21 protein-coding genes and 1 tRNA gene are annotated in these 19,486 nt (G+C 33.8%); 15 read left to right on the top strand and 7 right to left on the bottom strand.

Features of this window, described 5'->3' with window-relative positions:
* The first annotated feature begins 11 nt into the window (after positions 1 to 11).
* Together D1866_RS01620 and D1866_RS01615 are read left to right on the top strand one after the other, a co-directional pair.
* Positions 12 to 299, top strand: a complete 288-nt coding sequence (locus tag D1866_RS01620; protein WP_152940966.1) for a DNA-directed RNA polymerase subunit K — start codon at positions 12 to 14, stop codon at positions 297 to 299.
* On the top strand, positions 266 to 2,278 hold the full coding sequence (locus D1866_RS01615; protein WP_231136466.1) for a DNA topoisomerase I: 2,013 nt from the start codon (positions 266 to 268) through the stop codon (positions 2,276 to 2,278). Before D1866_RS01620 ends, D1866_RS01615 begins: the two co-directional genes overlap by 34 nt.
* Before the next feature lie 58 nt (positions 2,279 to 2,336).
* On the opposite strand, the gene cdvC is transcribed toward D1866_RS01615, so the two are convergent.
* From cdvC to cdvA, 3 genes are read right to left on the bottom strand one after another with little or no spacing between them, the layout of a single operon-like run.
* Positions 2,337 to 3,449: a cell division protein CdvC gene (gene cdvC, locus D1866_RS01610; protein ID WP_048054653.1), complete on the bottom strand. Its 1,113-nt coding sequence runs from the start codon at positions 3,447 to 3,449 to the stop codon at positions 2,337 to 2,339.
* Positions 3,450 to 3,453: 4 nt separating this feature from the next.
* Positions 3,454 to 4,230: a cell division protein CdvB gene (cdvB, locus tag D1866_RS01605; RefSeq protein ID WP_152940964.1), complete on the bottom strand. Its 777-nt coding sequence runs from the start codon at positions 4,228 to 4,230 to the stop codon at positions 3,454 to 3,456.
* Between the two features lie 18 nt (positions 4,231 to 4,248).
* On the bottom strand, positions 4,249 to 4,962 hold the full coding sequence (cdvA, locus tag D1866_RS01600; protein ID WP_013776131.1) for a cell division protein CdvA: 714 nt from the start codon (positions 4,960 to 4,962) through the stop codon (positions 4,249 to 4,251).
* A gap of 164 nt (positions 4,963 to 5,126) precedes the next feature.
* Between cdvA and D1866_RS01595 the strand changes: the two genes are divergently transcribed.
* Positions 5,127 to 5,375 (top strand): hypothetical protein, encoded by a 249-nt coding sequence (locus D1866_RS01595; protein ID WP_013776130.1) that lies wholly within the window; start codon positions 5,127 to 5,129, stop codon positions 5,373 to 5,375.
* A 2-nt stretch (positions 5,376 to 5,377) separates the two neighbouring features.
* Here D1866_RS01595 and eno read toward each other — a convergent pair whose 3' ends face one another.
* The gene (gene eno / locus D1866_RS01590) at positions 5,378 to 6,631 is read right to left on the bottom strand and encodes a phosphopyruvate hydratase (protein ID WP_152940962.1); all 1,254 of its coding nucleotides are present in this window, start codon (positions 6,629 to 6,631) and stop codon (positions 5,378 to 5,380) included.
* Between the two features lie 357 nt (positions 6,632 to 6,988).
* Between eno and D1866_RS01585 the strand changes: the two genes are divergently transcribed.
* Positions 6,989 to 7,312 carry a chromatin protein Cren7 gene (locus D1866_RS01585; protein ID WP_152940960.1) on the top strand — a complete coding sequence of 108 codons (324 nt, stop codon included), beginning with the start codon at positions 6,989 to 6,991 and terminating at the stop codon, positions 7,310 to 7,312.
* Positions 7,299 to 7,715 carry a signal peptidase I gene (locus D1866_RS01580; protein ID WP_152940959.1) on the top strand — a complete coding sequence of 139 codons (417 nt, stop codon included), beginning with the start codon at positions 7,299 to 7,301 and terminating at the stop codon, positions 7,713 to 7,715. The genes D1866_RS01585 and D1866_RS01580 overlap by 14 nt, the downstream gene beginning before the upstream one ends.
* Position 7,716: 1 nt before the next feature.
* Here D1866_RS01580 and gcvPB read toward each other — a convergent pair whose 3' ends face one another.
* Positions 7,717 to 9,225 carry an aminomethyl-transferring glycine dehydrogenase subunit GcvPB gene (gene gcvPB / locus D1866_RS01575; RefSeq protein ID WP_152940957.1) on the bottom strand — a complete coding sequence of 503 codons (1,509 nt, stop codon included), beginning with the start codon at positions 9,223 to 9,225 and terminating at the stop codon, positions 7,717 to 7,719.
* On the bottom strand, positions 9,209 to 10,561 hold the full coding sequence (gene gcvPA / locus D1866_RS01570) for an aminomethyl-transferring glycine dehydrogenase subunit GcvPA (protein WP_152940955.1): 1,353 nt from the start codon (positions 10,559 to 10,561) through the stop codon (positions 9,209 to 9,211). The genes gcvPB and gcvPA overlap by 17 nt, the downstream gene beginning before the upstream one ends.
* 39 nt (positions 10,562 to 10,600) lie before the next feature.
* Between gcvPA and gcvT the strand changes: the two genes are divergently transcribed.
* From gcvT to D1866_RS01520, 10 genes are all read left to right on the top strand, one after another.
* Positions 10,601 to 11,641 (top strand): glycine cleavage system aminomethyltransferase GcvT, encoded by a 1,041-nt coding sequence (gene gcvT, locus D1866_RS01565; RefSeq protein WP_152941432.1) that lies wholly within the window; start codon positions 10,601 to 10,603, stop codon positions 11,639 to 11,641.
* Between the two features lie 8 nt (positions 11,642 to 11,649).
* On the top strand, positions 11,650 to 12,057 hold the full coding sequence (gene gcvH / locus D1866_RS01560) for a glycine cleavage system protein GcvH (protein WP_013776123.1): 408 nt from the start codon (positions 11,650 to 11,652) through the stop codon (positions 12,055 to 12,057).
* Positions 12,050 to 12,799 (top strand): proteasome assembly chaperone family protein, encoded by a 750-nt coding sequence (locus D1866_RS01555; protein WP_155861006.1) that lies wholly within the window; start codon positions 12,050 to 12,052, stop codon positions 12,797 to 12,799. Before gcvH ends, D1866_RS01555 begins: the two co-directional genes overlap by 8 nt.
* Positions 12,800 to 12,804: 5 nt before the next feature.
* Positions 12,805 to 13,119, top strand: a complete 315-nt coding sequence (locus tag D1866_RS01550; RefSeq protein ID WP_152940951.1) for a hypothetical protein — start codon at positions 12,805 to 12,807, stop codon at positions 13,117 to 13,119.
* Positions 13,120 to 13,198: 79 nt separating this feature from the next.
* A complete protein-coding gene (locus D1866_RS01545; protein WP_152941430.1) occupies positions 13,199 to 14,194 on the top strand; it encodes an AbrB/MazE/SpoVT family DNA-binding domain-containing protein in 996 nt (331 codons plus the stop codon).
* 17 nt (positions 14,195 to 14,211) lie between these two features.
* A complete protein-coding gene (gene sufC, locus D1866_RS01540) occupies positions 14,212 to 14,952 on the top strand; it encodes a Fe-S cluster assembly ATPase SufC (RefSeq protein ID WP_152940949.1) in 741 nt (246 codons plus the stop codon).
* Between the two features lie 116 nt (positions 14,953 to 15,068).
* Positions 15,069 to 16,508: a Fe-S cluster assembly protein SufB gene (gene sufB, locus D1866_RS01535; protein ID WP_152941428.1), complete on the top strand. Its 1,440-nt coding sequence runs from the start codon at positions 15,069 to 15,071 to the stop codon at positions 16,506 to 16,508.
* Positions 16,509 to 17,657 carry a SufD family Fe-S cluster assembly protein gene (locus D1866_RS01530; protein ID WP_152940947.1) on the top strand — a complete coding sequence of 383 codons (1,149 nt, stop codon included), beginning with the start codon at positions 16,509 to 16,511 and terminating at the stop codon, positions 17,655 to 17,657.
* A 78-nt stretch (positions 17,658 to 17,735) separates the two neighbouring features.
* Positions 17,736 to 17,861: an aCcr1 family cell cycle regulator gene (locus tag D1866_RS01525; RefSeq protein ID WP_048054650.1), complete on the top strand. Its 126-nt coding sequence runs from the start codon at positions 17,736 to 17,738 to the stop codon at positions 17,859 to 17,861.
* Between the two features lie 42 nt (positions 17,862 to 17,903).
* Positions 17,904 to 17,990: transfer RNA gene (locus D1866_RS01520), tRNA-Met, on the top strand.
* Positions 17,991 to 18,506: 516 nt separating this feature from the next.
* Here D1866_RS01520 and D1866_RS01515 read toward each other — a convergent pair.
* Positions 18,507 to 19,340: an MFS transporter gene (locus tag D1866_RS01515; protein ID WP_420809242.1), complete on the bottom strand. Its 834-nt coding sequence runs from the start codon at positions 19,338 to 19,340 to the stop codon at positions 18,507 to 18,509.
* Positions 19,341 to 19,486: the final 146 nt, after the last annotated feature.

Genomic DNA, 19,486 nt, shown 5'->3' with positions numbered 1-19,486 from the left:
ATGTACTTAAGATGTCTGAATTAGAAATCGTTAATAAGCTGAATGTTGCTTATATAGAATCTTGGAAGAAGAGATTAACAATTTATGAAATTGCAAGAATAGTTAGTGCAAGAGCTTTACAGCTAGCTATGGGCGCAGTACCATTAATAGATATATCCGGATTCAAACCCGAGCAATTAAACTCCATATCCATTGCTGAAGAGGAGCTAAAAAGAGGAATTTTACCTATAACAATTAGAAGAAGATTCCCTAATGGTAAAGTAGAATTAATTTCAGTGAAGGAGATTTTAGGGGGTTAAATATATCCTGTAATCCGAGAAATTATACGTTAATTATAGCTGAAAAACCTAAGGCGGCTAGAAAGATAGTAGACGCTTTTTCTTCAAAATTCATAACTTGTAAATCTAACTCTGCACTATATTGGGTAATCCCTAGTAGGAATATAGTAATAGCATCCGCCGTTGGTCATATGTTTAATCTAACTGGACCTTCTGGATTCCCAGTATTTGAGGTTGAGTGGAAACCACTATGGGAGATAGACAAGAAATCCTACTATACTAGGAAATATTTGATTTTGCTCCAAAAATTATGTAAATATGCTAAAGAATATATAAACGCATGCGACTATGATATAGAAGGTTCAGTAATTGGTTACATGATAATTAAAAATTTTGGAGATTTGAAAAAAGCTAAAAGAATGAAATTCTCGTCGTTAACTAAGGAAGAGTTAATTAAATCTTTTAATAATTTACAACCCTTGGATTATAATATGGTTAATGCAGGAATTGCTAGGCATATAGTTGATTGGCTTTGGGGTATAAATGTCAGCAGGGCTTTAATGAATGCAGTAAAAGATACCTCAAAGAAAAGTGTAATATTGAGCGCTGGAAGAGTGCAGAGCCCTACGCTAATAGAAGTTGTTAAAAGGCATCTTGATAGAGAAACTTTCGTTCCTTTGCCTTATTTTAAAATAGAACTAAAAATAAGGCTTGGGAATATAATAAATACAGTATACTTAGACCAAGAGTTTCATAATATTGATGACGTAGAATCATTAATAACTAGGTTAAAGAAAGATAAGCTAATAGTAGATAAAAATATTTTAAATAAGGATAAAATAATTAGACCTCCTCCTTTCAATTTAGGAGATTTACAATTAGAAGCTGGAAGATTATTTGGATTGTCTCCTTATAGAACTGAGAGAGTAGGAGAAGAGCTTTATCTCGATGGAGTAATAAGTTATCCAAGGACTAATAGTCAAAAAATACCGCCTACCATTAATATCAATGAAATTGTAACAGGATTATCTCAAAGATTCGGAGAGTTAGTGGACGAATTAAACCTTATGACTAAAGGGAAATTTATAGTTAGACAAGGTAATAAAGACGATCCGGCACACCCAGCTATTTATCCTACAGGAGTTATTCCTAAAAAACTAGGTAAACAAGAAAGTGAAGTTTACGAGCTTATTGTTAGGAGATTTTTAGCATCTATTTCTAGAGATGCAGAAGTTACCAGACAAAGAATTATTCTAGAATTTGAGAAGGAGAAATTAAAGTTACAATTAGATTTTCAAAAGATAACCTACGAGGGTTGGCTAAAGATTTATCCCTATCACAGATTTGAGAACGAAGAACTTGTAAACGTTAATGAAGGAAGTGAGGTAGAAATAATTTCAATTAAACCAAAGCTTTTACTGACAAAGCCTTTAACAAGGTTTACTAGGGTTTCTCTACTTAAATGGATGGAAGATGTAAAAATAGGCACTGAAGCTACAAGAGGAAAAATTATAGAAACGCTATTCCAGAGAAAGTATGTAGTAACTAGAAGAAGTTATATCTATCCGACAAAACTAGGTATAATTGTTTCTGAAGTTCTCGAGAAATACTTTAACGAACTAACTGACGTTAAAATGACAGCAGATATGGAAGACAAATTGGACGAAATTATTTATGGTAAGAAAAATAAAGATGAAGTAATTAATGAGGTTAAAGATAAAATTTCCAAATACTTTGAGAAATATAATGAGGAAAAGAAAATTATAGGCTTAGAGCTAGCCAAAGGTTTGAATTTAGTTGCATATAATAAATGCAAACTATGTGACTTTGAGGCTATGAAGGACGGATTATGTAAATATCATTTAATTGCTAAAGAAAAGCTTGATGAGGCAATTAAAATCTGGGAAGACAGAACTGGATATGACATAAAGATGATTTTAAAATATATTAAAGGAAGTAAGTCAACAGGAAAATTAATAAGCGATTTGCTGTCTATTTAACTTAAATGATGTTAGACATGCCAACTGACCGATGAAGGGCACTTGGGGTAGCTGATTATTATAATGCCTTAAACTTTTCAGTCCAAGCTTCATAAGCTTTAAGAAGTTCTTGGTTAACACTGGGCTTTCTTATCTTTAGGACTTCTTTGAAATCGTCCATAGTTATTTCTCTCGGTTCAGATAAGTTCTTCTCAAACATTTCTTTCACAACTCTCATATGAGCAGACTGTACTATGTCTCTTATGTCGCTTGCTGAATAGCCTTCAGTCATTTTAGCTAGTTCTTGAAGATCAACATTGCCTAGTTTAACCTTTGATGTATAATACTTAAATAATGCTAACCTTTGATTAAAATCTGGTAAAGGAACGTAAATTCTCTTTTGGAATCTCCTTAAGAAAGGTTCATCTAGTCTCCAAGGCTTATTAGTAGCACCTATAACGTAAACCATGTAATTTTCATTTTTATCCATTATTCCGTCCATTTCCTTTAAGAATTGGTTTCTAACTCTAACTTCTCCTCCAACTTCTGAAGTATATGTTCCAAGTAACGCGTCAATTTCATCTACAAAGATTATAGCTGGCTTATTATCTTTCTTAGAATATTCTCTCGCAGTATTGAATATTTTTGCTACATTCTTTTCCGCCTCTCCTAGCCATTTCGACATTATAGATGCTGCATCAACATGAATAAAGTAGGAGTCTATTTCGTTAGCTACGGCTGCAGCAAGCATTGTTTTCCCATTACCCGGAGGTCCATATAAGAGGATTCCTCTCGGCCAACCTAATGGGAATAAATCAGGCCTCTTTGAGGGGTATATTATTGCTTCTTTTAAAGCCTCTTTAACGTCATCTAAGCCTACAATGTCGGAGAATGAAACTTTAGGTTTTTCTTTCATTATTAGTTCGTCATCTGTTTTTTGGGAATTATCCTCTTGAGGAGTCTCTGGTAACATATTTTCAAGAACGCTTACTCGTTTTTTGTATTCATCAATCATTTGCTCATAAGCTTGCCTTGTCGGAGAATCTGGATATAAAACAACTATCTGAGTTAAAACGTCTATGGCTTTCTTATAGTAAGTTATTGCTTCGTCTCTATTTCCTTCCTTGTCAGCTCTTACTGCGGCTATAGCGTATTTTCTTGCCATTTCTTCTAACATTATAGGAGCGCTCATTTTCTCATGCCTCGATACTGATTAGCCCTTTATTTGCCATTTCCTTAAGTAATCCCATTACCTCGTCTTTTTCTACTCCATATTTTTTAACTACATATTCTACATCTAAGAAGCCGCCATTACTATTGATATAATTTAAGAGCTCTTTTTCATCCAACTTTCTCTTTTCATACTGAAGTTTAACTTGAGTTGTAGAGGGCGGATGAGGCAAATCTGGCAACATTTCCTTTATTTTAATTTCTGCGGTTTTCTGTGCCTCTTCCATTATCTTCTTAGCTTGTTCATCTATTGTAGAAGGTAAAACAGTTTTATCGCTCAAAGCTCCAGTCTCTACTGCAATACTGTTTACACTACTTGTTATGGAATCTAAAGCCAAAGCTACCTCTGGTGCGATTCCTTTTATTTGATCCTTTAATTCACCTAATATTTTAACTACTGGGAATAAAACTAGCGACACGCCTTGTAATTCTTGAACAGTATCTAGTTTTAATCTTACTTTTTCTATTGCTAAGAACGCTGTATAAATTATTTTAATCATCTTTCTAATATCAGAAATTTCCTGTGCGTAAATTGTAGCTCTCGCAGTATCTCCTTCTATTTGAGCTCTAACTAGCTTTTCAAAAAGCTCTTTATCCCTTTCCTTTAATCTATGCATTCCCTCTTCTAGCTTGCTTTGTTGATCTTTTAGTTTAATTGATATCTCAGTTAGGAGCTTACCGAGTTGAGCTCTCTTTTTTTTATCACCATTAAAGCGGGAAAATATGGGTAACTTTTCTAGCATTCTATTTCACTGGCTTGGTCATAAAGTATTTATTACCTTTACTGGTATAGGCATTGGTATGTCCGACTTATTCTGATCGTTCTTATTACTCTGATCTGAAGTATTACTTATTGGCGTTGGTGTTTTTAAGTCGAGTCCTTCTTTATCTAATAGGTCAAGTTTATCTAATGTTTTCCTTATGTCGTCTTTTTCCATTGTATAACTATCCTTAGCCTGCCTTAAAATTTCTATAGAGTTTTTATACGAGGATTCAGACATTTCTGCAGCTATGTAACTCATTTTTACAGCTATCATTGCTTTATCAATTTGCGTTAGTTGGTCTTCCACGTCATTAAGTCTTTGTTTTAGCTTATTCTTAATCTTTGTATAATCATCTCTTATCTTTACCATTTCAGTATCGAGTTTTCTTTTCATATCGTCATAAGTTGATTTTGGAATCTCTTGTTTAGCGTATAATTCCTCTAACGCCCTTTGCCTTTTCCTAATTTTTTCCATATATGTTAAGGTCTTTATAGCCTCGGCTTTCCAATCTGGTAAAACTACAATGTTGTCTCCGTCAATTTTTATTCTAGAAGGGTCTATAGTATTAAACGAATTTCCTTGAGCTACTTCTATTCCAGTAACGCTTCCATCAACTTCAGTATAAACGTGAACAATGTACCCGAAATCTCTGCCATATGGATCTTTTACTTTTTGTCCAATGTATTTCATTAATATCTCAGCTGATATCATGGTAATACTCCTCAAAGTTACATGTTGAGATAAAATATTTAAAAGGGTTAAGGCTCGTCAGAAGGTCTTTTTCATCACAGATAAGCGCTTTTAACCTTCATCATCAAGCGAGTAATATTATGGGTTGTGGTATAAATAAACTTTATACATAAAAAGGATAAGTGATGGCATTAAGCGAACTTAATAACATTACGTCGCAGATATTCGGTAATATTAATATACAAACTGTACCTATTTCTGAAATATTAATAGTGACAGGTATTGTTATAGCATCAATAATCTTATTTGCAGCATTTATATATGGAATGTTTAAATTAGCGAAGGCATTACCTTCAATGTCTGTTAAGAATTTTATGCTACTTATGCTAGTAATTGCGGCAGTGCTAATAATTATAGGTATCCTTATACCATAAAGTTAGATAATATTTTTATTTCCATATTCTATTTCATATTCATTTTCTATCTCTAATATTCTATTATATTTAGCTGTTCTTTCTCCCCTTGCAGGAGCTCCAGTCTTTATAAAATCACTGTTTAATCCTACAGCTAGGTCTGCTATGAAATTGTCTTCAGTTTCTCCGCTCCTATGGCTTATTACTGTTTTTATAGAATTTTCTCTGGCAGTGTCAAAGAATTCGTAAGTTTCTGTTAAAGTTCCTATCTGATTAGGCTTAACTATAACTCCTCTAGTTGATTTATTTTCAATTCCTTTCTTGAGATATTTAACGTTAGTTGTATATAAATCGTCTCCAGTTATAATGGTATTTTTAAGTTTAGATTGAAGTTCTGCAAAATGCTCAAAATCGTTCTCGTTAAATGGATCTTCTAAATATAGAATTGGGTATTTTCCTGCTAATTCTGAGTAGTAATCTATCATTTCTTCTGCAGACTTTTTAGTTCCATCTATTTCGTATACTCCTTCTTTTTCATTGTAAAAATCTGAAGACGCAGCGTCCATACCAAAGAAAAATTCTCCTTCATATCCTGCCTTCTTTACTGCATCAGATAACAATTCTAATGCCTCTTCTGTTTTATTTAATGGTGGGGATACTCCACCTTCGTCCCCTAATGCTGTATAAATTTTACCGAATTTTTCAGTAACTAAGTTTTTCAACTGCTTATAAACTTCTGTTGATGCAAATAAAGCTTCACTAAATTTATTAAATTTTAGAGGAATTATAATAAATTCTTGAATTTTTAGATTATTACCTGCATGAAGTCCTCCGTTTAATATATTTAAAAGGGGAACAGGAATCCTATGTTTTCTCCCACCACCTATATATTGAAAAATTTCAAGCCCTAGTGCTTTAGCTGCAGTTTTTGCTACAGCTATTGAGGTAGCTATTATTGCATTTGCTCCCAATTTTGATTTGTTATCTGTCCCATCAAGTTGTATTAATGTTCTATCGATATCTTCTTGTCTTCTTACATCAAAGCCTCTTAATGCATCATTGATAAAGTAATTTACGGAATCTATAGCGGGTTTAACTCCACCTTTACTATCTCTTAATTCTATGGCTTCCCTGCTACCTTTAGACGCACCTGCAGGTGCATCGCCAAAGGATTTTATTCCTCCTTCAGTTTCTACAAATACTCTTATAGTTCTATTTCCTCTAGAGTCAAGTATTTCTATTCCTTTTATTTTTTTAATAATGAACTTGTCAGACAATTTAAATTACCTCCATAGAATTTACTATTCAAGGATATAATGTTCATCGTCCCTTTTATATTCTTAATTTATGGAATTCTCTCGCCAGTGTATTTTGCAATACTTAAAGGAAAGCTTAGTAACGAAAAGGCTTTTTTATTTACTTGGACTTTATCTCCTTTCATTATATCTTACGTTTATAACTGTATTTTTACTTTCTATTATATTTTAATAATATCTAATTTTATTTTCGTATATGCGTCATTAAATGATAAGTTAAGCAAGTATTTATGGAACGGAGTTCTATTTTTAGTTCTAGCTTTTTTGATAGAATTTATTTATAAGATTTTTTAAGTCCTAAATAGTGATAGATGATATATGCCAAAAAGAAAACAAAAAGAAATAGATGTTTGTCCCAACTGCGGTACTAAGGTAGATAAACCAGTTAAAACCTGGAATCTAGTTTCTCCTTTACCAGACGCAGAAGGTAGAATTACTATTACCGTTATGGGATCATACGTTTGTCCAAATTGCGGATACAAGTGGAGAGGGGTAGTATCTAAGATAAAAGCAGGAGGCTCATCTGTGGAAATTCAAGGAAAAAATGGTACGGTTAAAAAGATTGGAGACGAAAAACCAGAGAAAAGAGATGAGGGAGAAATCATAGAGCTTGATTTAAGTGATTTAGATGAAGAAGAGTGACATTATAATAATTATTTTTATAGCTTTTGTTTACATTCTATTCTTTACTAATATAATTACTACCGCAAGCGTAGAAGGAGTGTCAATGTATCCAGTTTTTCAGAACGGTGCACTAACGTTTTACGGTCCACCAGAAAATATACAGTACCATAATGTTATAATTTATAAATCCCCAGAATACGGAATTTATGTTATTCACAGGGTTGTCGGTATAGATGGTAATCATTATATTACACAAGGCGTTGATAACATATCAAATCCATATTCTGATAATAGAATTGGATTAGAACCACCACAAGGAATTCCTAGTACAGATGTAATAGGAAAAGTGACTGAAGTAAACGGTTATATAATTTCGATACCATATTTAGGCTATCTTTCTATATTATTTTCCTATCTGTAAGCTATTTTAATATTTTTATTACACCTTTTTCCCTAAGTCTAAGTACTCTATAAGACGGTGTTACACTAGTAGGATGATTAGCTTTAACTTGATCTAATCTTTTTACGGTTGTATTCTGAGGAGTTTGGTGTATCTTCTCTGGATCTTTATAGCTCTCCTCTAGGATTTCCTTTAATGCATCTATGAATTTATCTAAAGTCTCTTTAGGCTCTGTTTCAGTAGGTTCTATCATTAATGCTTCTTCTATAATTCCTGGGAAGTAAATAGTTGGAGCATGAAAGCCTCTATCTAATAATGCCTTTGCTATATCTAATGCAGTAACTCCTTTATCGTTAAGCAAAGGTTTTGCACTAAATACAACTTCATGCTTTCTTGGTCTATGCGGTGCTAATAATTCTAAGCCTTTAACATTTTTAAGCTTAGAAATTAAATAATTGGTAGCTAATGTGCTCATTTTTCCTACTTGTGAAACGCCTTGAGGCCCTAAGCCTAATATGTAAACATAGGCTCTTATAACATTTCCTATATTACCATAAAAAGACGCTATTTTACCAATAGTTTTTACTGGATTCCTTAAAACATACTTATCTCCTTCTTTATCAACTATAGGATACGGCAAATAATCTTTTAGCTCGCCTTTAGCACAAATTGCTCCCGCTCCAGGTCCCCCGCCACCATGTGGTACTGCAAACGTCTTATGTAAGTTTATATGAACTATATCAAATCCCATATCCCCTGGTCTTGCCACTCCTAGTATACCATTTAAATTTGCACCGTCGTAATATAATACTCCGTCGATAGAATGAATTATCTTAGAGATCTCTAATATATTCTCCTCAAATAATCCTAAAGTATTAGGATTTGTGAGCATAAATCCCGCAGTTTTTGAATTAACTACTTCTTTTAGTATATCAATATCAACAAGCCCTTCTTGATTAGATTTAATATAAATTACCTTATATCCGGCCATTGTAGCACTTGCAGGATTAGTTCCGTGAGCAGTATCTGCAACTAGCATTTCGTCTCTTCTTCTATTTTTAGATTCATGATATTTCTTGATCATTAGAACTCCAGCCAATTCTCCTGCAGCTCCTGCAGGAATTTGAAGACTGCATTCGTCCATTCCAGTAATTTCTGCTAGCCATTTCTGCATTTCGTACATCATTTCTAGAATTCCTTGTACAGTATCCTCGTCTTGTAACGGGTGATAGTTTTCTACCACCCTACTAGTTAACTCCTCAACCTTAGGGTTATATTTCATGGTGCATGAGCCTAGTGGCATCATTCCTAAGTCTACGCCAAAGTTCTGCTGTGAAAGTCTTACAAAGTGTCTTACAACTTCTAATTCGCTTAATTCCGGAATTTCGAGTTCATTTTTTCTCTTAATTTTCTCAGGTATGTCAATTTTTACATCAATATCCTCTTCTGGTATTATAATTCCTTGTTTTCTTTTTTTGTCGCTTGATAATTCGTAAATAAGTGGTTCGTTCCAATTAGCTTGTCTCCACAATTTTCTTCACCTCTTCTATCATTTCATTTATCATATGCTTTGTGTGTACTTCGGTGACGCAAAATATTGCATCTTTATCTGAGATTTTTAATCCTCCATAAATTCCTCTAGCTTTCAAATTCTCATGAATTTTACCGTAGCTTATGGGAAAACTTACTGTAAATTCCTCAAAGAAATCGGAATTAAACTTTCTTTTTCCAATTCCTTTTCTCTCAAATTCTAAAAGAGCATAATGACTTCTCTTATATATTTCTTCTGCAAGTTTCCTTAAACCGGATTTTCCTAGTAATGATATATACACTGCGTTAGCTATGGCCATTAAGGCTTCATTTGTGGTTATATTGGAAGTAGCTTTTTCTCTTCTTGTGAATTGTTCTCTTGTCTGCAAAATAAGAGTATAACCCCTTTTACCTTCAGAATCTGTAGTTAATCCTACTAATCTACCAGGCATTTGCCTTACTAATTTACCATCCCATTTAGTGGCAAAAATTCCCATATAAGGTCCTCCAAAATTTAACGGTAAACCTAGTTCCTGGCCGTCTCCGACCGCGATATCGATATCGTATTCTCCAGGCGGTTTTATTAAACTTAAAGATAGTGGATTCACGCCCATAATCGTAATGGTTCCTTTCTTTTTAGCTAAATCAACTATTTCTTCAATGTCAGTCTCAAATATTCCAAAAAAGTTTGGTTGTTGAATATAAACAGCGGAAGTTTCTTCATCTATTTCTTTCTCTGCAACTTCTAGGTTAATCTTTCCTTCATTAGAATAAGGAATTTCCTTTATTTTTATCTCTTTCCCATAAGTCCAGGTTTCTAAGACCTTTTTGTGGTAAGGATTAATTGATGCGGGAATTACAACCTTTTTCTTACCGTTTATCCTATAAGCCATTAATACTGCTTCAGCTAACGCAGATCCCCACTCGTACATTGACGAATTTACTACTTCCATTTCAAGTAAATCTGCCATCAAACTTTGATATTCGAATAAAGCCTGGAGTAAGCCTTGGCTTATTTCTGGTTGGTAAGGAGTATATGAAGTGTAAAACTCAGACCTCGATATAACAAACTTTACTGCTTCTGGTACGTAATGGGGACATACTCCTCCCCCTAAAAATGGAGGCATTCTTAATTTAGCGTTCTTATTTTCAAGTTCCAAGAGCCTTAAATAAATTTCATATTCTGAAAGAGGTTTTGAATAACCAACATTCAATAATCTTTTTAATTTTATTTCCTCTGGTATATCCTTAAATAGGTCGTCAATGCTATTTACTCCTATTTCTCTAATCATTTCGTTCTCATAATCAAGGTTTGGTAGCCAAGGGTGGTAGACCATTTAAATTTCATATAGTATATTTTATAGAGGATTATAATGTTGTTTAAAACTCCTCTTTCAGCAGTTGAAGAGAGGATAGGTGCAAATTTTGGAGAATTTGCTGGATGGGAAATGCCAATGGATTATACTTCTTATCAAGACGAGCACATGGCTGTAAGGCAAAATGCGGCGTTTTTTGACTTGTCTCACATGGGTAGAATAAGAATAAAAGGAAAAAAAGAAGAACTAGATAAGATAGTAACTAGGTCATTATCGACTGAAAACTTTAGGATGATAGGGCCTTCTGCAATGCTAAATGAGAAAGGTGGATTTATAGACGACATAATGATTTACAAGGTTTCAGATACAGAGTTTTTAATGGTGACTAATGCTATTAATAGAGATAAAGATATCAACTGGATAAAACGTAATTCTTCGCTGGAAGTTGAGGACTTAACTTTCGATTATGTTATGCTGGCAATACAAGGTAGAAGAGTATGGGAATTATTAGGATATAAAACGGACCTACAACCTTTACAGTTTGTTTTAAATTCTAATTTTCTAGGAGAAGACGTATTTCTACTAAGTAGATCTGGATGGACAGGAGAAGACGGTTTGGAAGTTTGGGCTAAGGTGGAGGTTGCCGAAAGGATAATAAATAAACTCATAGAAAAAGGAATTAAACCGGCAGGGCTAATAACGAGGGATAGTTTAAGGCAAGAAATGGGTTTTGTACTATATGGAGAGGATATAGATGAAAACACGACACCAGTAGAGGCCAGATATTGGGTCTTTGATTTAGATAAAAATTTTATAGGCAAAGAGAAAGTTGAGGAACAACTTAAGAATGGCGTAAAAAGAATAAGAGTTGGGTTTAAATTGCAAAAAGGTATAAGAGTAATCCCTCGTCATGGTTATAAGATAAGAATTCTAGAAATAGAAATAGGAGAAGTAACTAGTTCGACTTATTCACCGTACTTAGGTAGGGTAATAGGCATGGGTTATATTAATTCATCTAACGCCTTCTTTGGATTTCATGCTAATATAGAAATTAGAGGCAAGGAGTATAGAGCTAAAATCTCAGACTTTCCATTAATCTAGGTGTTCGCATGGGAGAAATAAAAGTGGGAAAATACATAGTCCTAGATGATAGGCTTTATACCGAGACTGATGAATGGGTAAAGATTGATGGAGACGTTGCTGTAGTGGGAATAACTGATTATGCTCAAAAGAAGTTAAGGGACATTGTTGGAATTGAATTACCTAAGGTTAATCAAGAAGTTAAAGCTGGAGATCCTGTTGGAACTATAGAATCAGTTAAGGCTGCTTCGGATCTTTATTCGCCATTAAGTGGCGTAGTAGTAGAGGTAAATGAGGAGCTTGAAACTTCTCCAGAAATTATAAATAAAGATCCTTACGGTGAAGGTTGGATGTTCAAGATTAAAATTAAAGATAAATCGGAAGCTCAAAGGCTATTAACTCCAGAAAAATATATTGAGAAAATAAGAGGTGAGTAAATTGTCGTTTGAGATCAGAGAATCGTACATTCCTCAATTAACTAAACCAAGTTATATGATAATTGGATTACCGGATGCTGGCCTAGTTGGAGAAATTGCTACAGAATTTTTAATAGAAAAAGGAGGATTCAAGGAATATGGCGAAGTTTTTTCCAAGAAATACATTCCGCCAGTTATGCATGTTACTAATGGTATAGCTAAGTCTCCTCTAAGAGTATATCATAATGTTAATACCATAATATTACATGCATGGACAGCGTTATCTGCGTCTTCAGCATATCCGTTAGCAGAGTTTATAGTTGATTATGCAAAGAAATACGGAATAGATACAATAATTTCTATTACTGGTGTTCCAATACCTAATAGGTTAGATATAGAAAAGCCTACTGCCTATTGGATAGCAAGTGAAGAAGGATTATCAGAAGAATTGTCAAAGACTAATTTAATGCAAAAATTTGATGACGGGTATATTGCAGGTCCTTATGCACCTATATTACTTGAAGCGTCAAGGAAAAATGTTAGAAATTTTGTAGTAGTTGTTGAATCATTCCTCGATATACCAGATCCAGAAGCTTCTGCAGTAGCATTGGATATTATATCAAAATATATAGGCTTTAGTATAGATGTTAGCTCTTTACTTAAAGAAGCAGAAGAAATAAGGGCTAAAATTAAAGGCTTAATGGAGCAAACTAAGAAAGAACTTCCCTCATATTCTTCTGTAAGGCCTATGAGTTATGCGTGATAAAAATGCCAGCATTTAGAGATCTTTACGATCTTGTGAAAAAGATGATGGAAGAGGAAATAGAGAAGGAATTTAACGAGCCATTATACACTTATTATGAAACAGATAAGGAAATCTACTATATAGTAGATGTTCCTCACCTAGAAAGTCAAACTCTTTACATTAAAATGGAGAATAATAAATTAGAATTAAGCTGCAAGGACAAATATGGTAAATGTTATCATTTAGAGCTTCCAGTCAATAACGTAGAGAAATACGACGTGGACGTCGTGAGGAATAAAGGATTTATAAAGATAATTCTGAAGAAGAAATCCACTTAAAAAGCTTCTTTTATAAGTTTATAATAAAGTTGCAACATATTTATAAACGCTGTTTAACATAGTAAAAATAGTGACTGACTTGGAAGAGTTTGACAATTCCAAGGATATTGAGACTAGGAAAGTACAAAAGTTAGGTTCTTCTTCACTTTTCATCACATTACCCAAAAAATGGATAAATAGATGGAACATTAAGCCTGGAGACAAAATTTTAATAGAAATTTCCGATGACGGTTCACTTAAACTTCTTGCAGAGAAGATAAAGCTCTTATCTAATAGGAAAACAATAAAAATTGATATAGATGCTATAAAGCAACCAATACCCAGCATGGTTTTATGCCTTTATTCTTTAGGCTATGACGAAATAGTATTCGAGTCTAAGAAACAAATTGTCCAAAAAGAGATAGAGGACTTAATTTCAACAACTAAACAAATGGTTGGCGCAGAGGTGACCGAGGCCTCGGAAAATAGAGTAAAATTAGAATGCTTACTTGATGCTGAAAAAGTGGGCTTAGAATCTTTACTAAGGAGAATTTTAAACATCATCTCAAAGAAAGTCGATGGAATAATCTCTTATTTATCTGGAGAACAACCGAAAGATAGTGAATTAACCCAGCAGGAGGACTTAAGAAGAGTTTACTTAATGTTACTAAGGCATGTTGTAGGGAGCAAATATGAAGTTTCTTCAAATTTAAATAAGAACTTTTTAGTAGTCATGAATGCTGTAATTTTACTTAATATCTCAAGACTAATAGATAGAATAGATTCTACGATAAAAACAACTAAACTTAATGAAGATACTCCAATTTTAAAGGAGATCTTACAGAAAATTAATGATCTATTAGACGAAGTAATAATGAGCATACTATTTCCTAGCATGAAGAGAGTAAGTAATGGACTAAACTTAATAAATCAAATAAATTCATTACTACAATCATTTAATGATAAATCTTCAATAATCTATACATCTGTTGTAGATATAGTATCTAACTTACAATTGGCATTAGAAAATTCTTCTTGCACTTTATTTTTAGAAGATATGCCTTGGATAGAAAGAAACTTTAATGTTGTTAAATAACATATTATTGACAGAAAATGTCAACACTTAAGATAGAAGACCTTCACGTTGAAGTTGAAGGCAAGGAAATCATAAAAGGAATATCACTTGAGGTAAAAAGCGGAGAAGTTCATGCAATAATGGGGCCAAATGGCAGTGGAAAGACTACATTATCTTTGGCAATAATGGGACATCCTAAGTATAAAATAACAAAAGGAAGAATATTACTTGATGGAGAGGATATTACTAACCTTGAAACTGACCAGAAAGTTAAGAAAGGCTTATTTTTAGCGTTCCAAAATCCAATAGAGATTAGCGGAGTAAAATTATCTACACTTTTAGTTGCAGAATACAATAGAGTATATGGAAGTAATGAATCAGTTACTCAAGTATTCTCTAAAATAGCTAGTTTATCTAAATCGGTGGGTATCTCAGATAGTCTTCTTAACAGAGGAGTATTTGAGGGCTTTAGCGGTGGAGAGAAAAAGAGAGTAGAAATTCTTCAGTTGCAGATATTAAAGCCTAAATTTGCAATTTTGGACGAACCAGATTCTGGAGTTGACGTTGATGGTTTAAAGACAATTTCTGATGTAATAAAGAAAGTCAAGGAAGAGAATAATACTGGATATTTAATAATAACTCATTATAGGAGAATCTTAGATTATGTGAACGCGGATAAGATCCACGTGTTGTATAAAGGAAGAATTGTAGCAAGCGGAAGCATGGAACTAGCTAAATTAATAGATGAGAAAGGCTATGAAGGAGTAATAAAGCAATAACTACTATTTTATCATTTAACTTTATAATCTAATTATTTTTGCATTTCTTGAAATATTTTACTTTAACATGGAAAGGTTTAAATGCTTTCTTTAACAGAGTTAAAGATGGTAGAAAAATGACAGAAGAGAAAGTGTCAGTAGATATAAACGAGATACTTGATGCTGCCATAGAGGCCAAGTATAACAGAGTAGATCAAATTGAATTTCATAGAAGAGTTGTAGAAAGCGGGTTATCTAGAAGTACAATAGAAGCAATTTCTAAGGCAAAGAAAGAACCAGAATGGATGTTAAGATTAAGGCTGAAATCTTTAGAGCTATTTGAAAAGCTTCCTACTCCTAACTGGTTACCTGACGTTTTAAGTTCGCTCAATGTGTCTAACTTAGAATTATACATAAAACCGGACGTTGAAAGAACAGATAGCTGGGAACAAATCCCTAAAGAAATAAGGGAATACTACGAGAAGTTAGGTATTCCTCAATCTGAACAAAAAGTTTTAGGAGGATTAGTTGCAGTATTTGAGTCCGAGCCAATTTATGCTAATGTTAAACAAGAGTTACAGAAAAAAGGAGTAGTAATGATGCCACCAGAAGAGGCAATGGTAAAGTATCCTGATATATTTAAACAATACTTTATGAAAATATTCCCAGCTTCGGATCATAAGTTTGCTGCACTTCACGGAGCTTTATGGAGCGGAGGAGTATTCGTTTACGTTCCTAAAGGAGTTAAGATTACTACTCCAGTTGAAGGATTCTTTGTAATAGGAACTGAAATGGAAGGACAGTTTGAACACACTTTAGTTATTGCAGACGAGGATTCTTACATTCACTTCATTGAAGGCTGTTCTGCACCGCAGTTCAAGAACTTTTCATTCCACGACGGTATGGTAGAATTATTTGCAAATGACAACGCTCACATAAAGTTCACTACAATTCAAAACTGGAGTAAAAACGTAATAAACTTCAATAACAAGAGAGCTTGGGCAAACAAGAACTCAGTAATAGAATGGGTTGAGGGATCTTTAGGTTCAAAATACAGCTTCGTATATCCGTCAACAATACTTAGGGGAGAAGGAGCTTCATCAACTAGCCTGGTAGTAACTTTAGCTTCTGCAGAGGGAGACTGGAAGGATAGTGGCTCAAAGATGATTCATGCAGCACCTCATACAAGAAGTAGGGTAATTAATAAAAACATTGGATTTAACGGAGGAGTCAACGTTTATAGAGGTTTAGTTAAGGTCAATAAAGGTGCTGTAGGTTCAAAAGCCTTTGTAAAGTGCGACTCATTAATGTTAGACGAAAAGACAAAGGCTTATACATTCCCTCATAACCAAGTATTTGAAGAAGATGCTGATGTAGCTCACGAAGCTCACACTTTCAGGATGAGTGAAGATCAATTATTCTATCTAATGAGCAGAGGAATAAGTGAGAAGGAAGCTACTTCAATGTTAGTCCTTGGATTCATGGACGAAATAATGAGAGAATTGCCTTTTGAATACGCTGCAATGTTAAATAAAGTTATAAAATTAGAGTTAGATAAGTTAGGAGCAGTGGCATAAATGCCTTTAGTCGATATAGATTCAGCTAAAAGTTTTCTTTCTTCTTTAGAAAATAGGTCAGAAAGAGAGGAGCTCTTTTCAATTTATGAAAGATTACCTTATCAGTTAATTAATGATTCACCTACAGTTAAACATTATACAAGATGGGAAAATTTAGATAAGCTTAATTTAAAAATAGAAAGTTTAGACAGGAAAGGAGGAGGTAATTATCCTAGCATTCCAGGCTATGTAAGGGTTGTAATTCATAATAATTTGGTGAAAGAAACACCATTAGAATTTTCATCCAGTGTGGGGAATTCATTAATAAAACCAGAAGACCACAAGTTGGTATCCTTAACTCTTTCTCTATCAAGGAAGCTAGAAATCAAACAAGGCGGGAAATATTTAATTTACCATTATACTGACGTGGAGGGGAATTTTTCTCCAATAAACATTGAAATTAAGGTTCCAGAAGGAGAAAGTGCAGACGTAATATATTATTCTGAAAATAAGGGTAAATCTATGAATTCTGCTGTAATTTCAGCCTATGTAAGTAAGAATTCTTCACTTAACCTTACTCTAGTAAACAAGGGTAACTCAAGCTATAATTTTGTTTACTCAAAGGCTAAAGTAGAAGGTTCCATAACTACTTATATAATATCTTCCGGCTTCTCAGAAGGTCACGTAGAATACCATTCTTATCTAGAGGAAGGTGCACAAGCATTCTTCAGTTCCAGAGCCTTAGGCGTTGAGAATAATAACATAGATGTAATAACGAACGTCTATCACGACGGTCCTAAAAGCGTCAGTAACGGATTTATGAAATCGGTTTCAGCAGGTTCCTCTTTTGTAGTTACTAGGGGAGATGCAAGAATTAACGAGCAAGCAATAGATTCTTCGACTTCAATAGTAGGTAGGGCAATAATGTTAGGCGAATCTACTGCCGTTGTTGCACCAATGTTAGAAGTTAGAACTGGCAGAGTTATAACAGCTAAGCATTCAGCCTCGGTTTCTAAGGTTCCAGAAGATTTAATATTTTACCTTCAGAACAGAGGATTTGACAAGAAATCTGCAGAAGGTTTAATAATAAGGGGCTTTATGGAGGAAGAAGGAGATACTGAAATTGTTAAGAAATTAATAGATGAAATAATTACATCATTAGGTTATTAGTTTCGGTCAACTCTCTCTTTTTACCTTTGTGCAAATAAGGATAATATATAGGGGAAGAAGAAAGGTAATACGAGGGCCATGAGAGTAATAACATTTAAAGCAGAAGAAGAGTTGTTACAAAAGCTCGATTTATATGCAGCTAATAGGAGATTAACTAGGAGCGAAATTATAAGGGATGCAATTAGGAAATATTTAGAGGAATAATTTTACGGAAATTTTTTAGCCTCACTTTTCGATTATTTAATTGCCGCCGTAGCTCAGCCTGGTTAGAGCGCCGGACTCATACGGCAGGGGGACATCCGGTTGTCCGGGGTTCAAATCCCCGCGGCGGCATTTCCCTAATCTTTTTCAGAAATTGAAAAAGATTTACGTTCTCAGACTGAGAATGATTGGAAAGCTTATGGAAACAGTAGGCTATCAAAAAGCAGAATCTTTTTTAGAATATTACCCTTTAATATAGACTCATTTTAAAGGCGATAACTTTTTAGTATGACCAAAAATGATCTTTCTTCTCTCATTCATTTTACTCAGTATTTACGTGGAAAAAGATAACAATATAAGAAGCGACGCTAAGTTTAGAAAGACTATAATCTCGACGTAAGGAGTTAAGAGAGTTCTGAAATATGAGGCAATGATTAGTCCTATAGTATTACTTACAACTCCTTAAACGCTTCTTATTCCAGAGGCTGCTATTCTATCCTTATTCCTAACTGAAGACATTGTATAAGCAGTGTTTGAAGTAGTGGCAATTCCAGACGACGCGCCCAGTTAAAAATTCTCCTAAAATAACGTTAAAGAAAAGGGATAAGGAGGATAAGGTCATTAATGCAAAACCGAAAGATGTAACTCTCAGCTTATATTTATCGTGAAGTCTACCTGCATAAAGTGAGATAAGCGTAAAAGAAAGAGGATAAAGTAGTCTAAAGAGCCTATCTCTAAAGTCGATAAATGAAGAGAGTACAAATAGAACACAAAGAATGCTGCTATCATGTTTCTTATAATAGAATGTAGAAAGCCCGAAAGGCTAGATAGGTAAAATCCCTTACCTAGCTTTATTTTCCATATAGTCATTATCAAACCTAATATAGAGAGTACAAAGAATGGGTAATAGTAAAGTCCTAGAATTATACCGTCAAATATTAATGAGGCATAAATTACATTAATCCCCAATCCCGATTTAGCATGCATTTCCTTAAGAGTAGATAATAAGTAAAGCGAGCTAAAGGAAAGTGCTGAGGTTAACAAGAATAAATACTTCCAGTCAATTTCGGCTATCAATCCCCCTAAAGGTAGCCCTAAAACGTAGCCTAGGCTTACTATAGTGTGATTTAACCCTATCATTTTACCTCTTTCTTCATCAGAGCCTATAAGGCTAGCATAAGATAAAGAGGTTAGAAGAACCATTGAGGCTCCAACACCTTGAACAATTCTGAGGGCTAGAATAAGCGTGAAAGAATTAGATAAGACTATAGGGAGGGAGGATAACCCCATTATTGTTGTTCCTATTTTCATGGTTCTTTTTGCTCCTATTCTTTCGGCTAAAAGTGAAGATGGAATGGGAAGTAATACTTCTATAACCACGTAAAATGCTAGGAGAGTTGAAGCTTCTACAAACGTTATTGAAAAATCTTTAGCTATTAATGGAATGGTCATCAAGATCATTGTAGTTTCAAGTGAAGAGATGAATGAAGGTAACGAAGAGAAAAGTACGATCTATTTGATATATAGCGAAAGACTGAATACATGTAGATACATTAGTTATCAACAAGGAAAAATAATTAGTAAAAGAAGAGAGGGTTTATTACAATCTATTATCTGTTTTAAAACAA

This window comes from Acidianus ambivalens, assembly GCF_009729015.1.
GTDB lineage: Archaea > Thermoproteota > Thermoprotei_A > Sulfolobales > Sulfolobaceae > Acidianus > Acidianus ambivalens.
The sequence above is the reverse complement of the archived record's forward strand: the minus strand, read 5'-3'. Positions and strand labels throughout refer to the sequence as shown.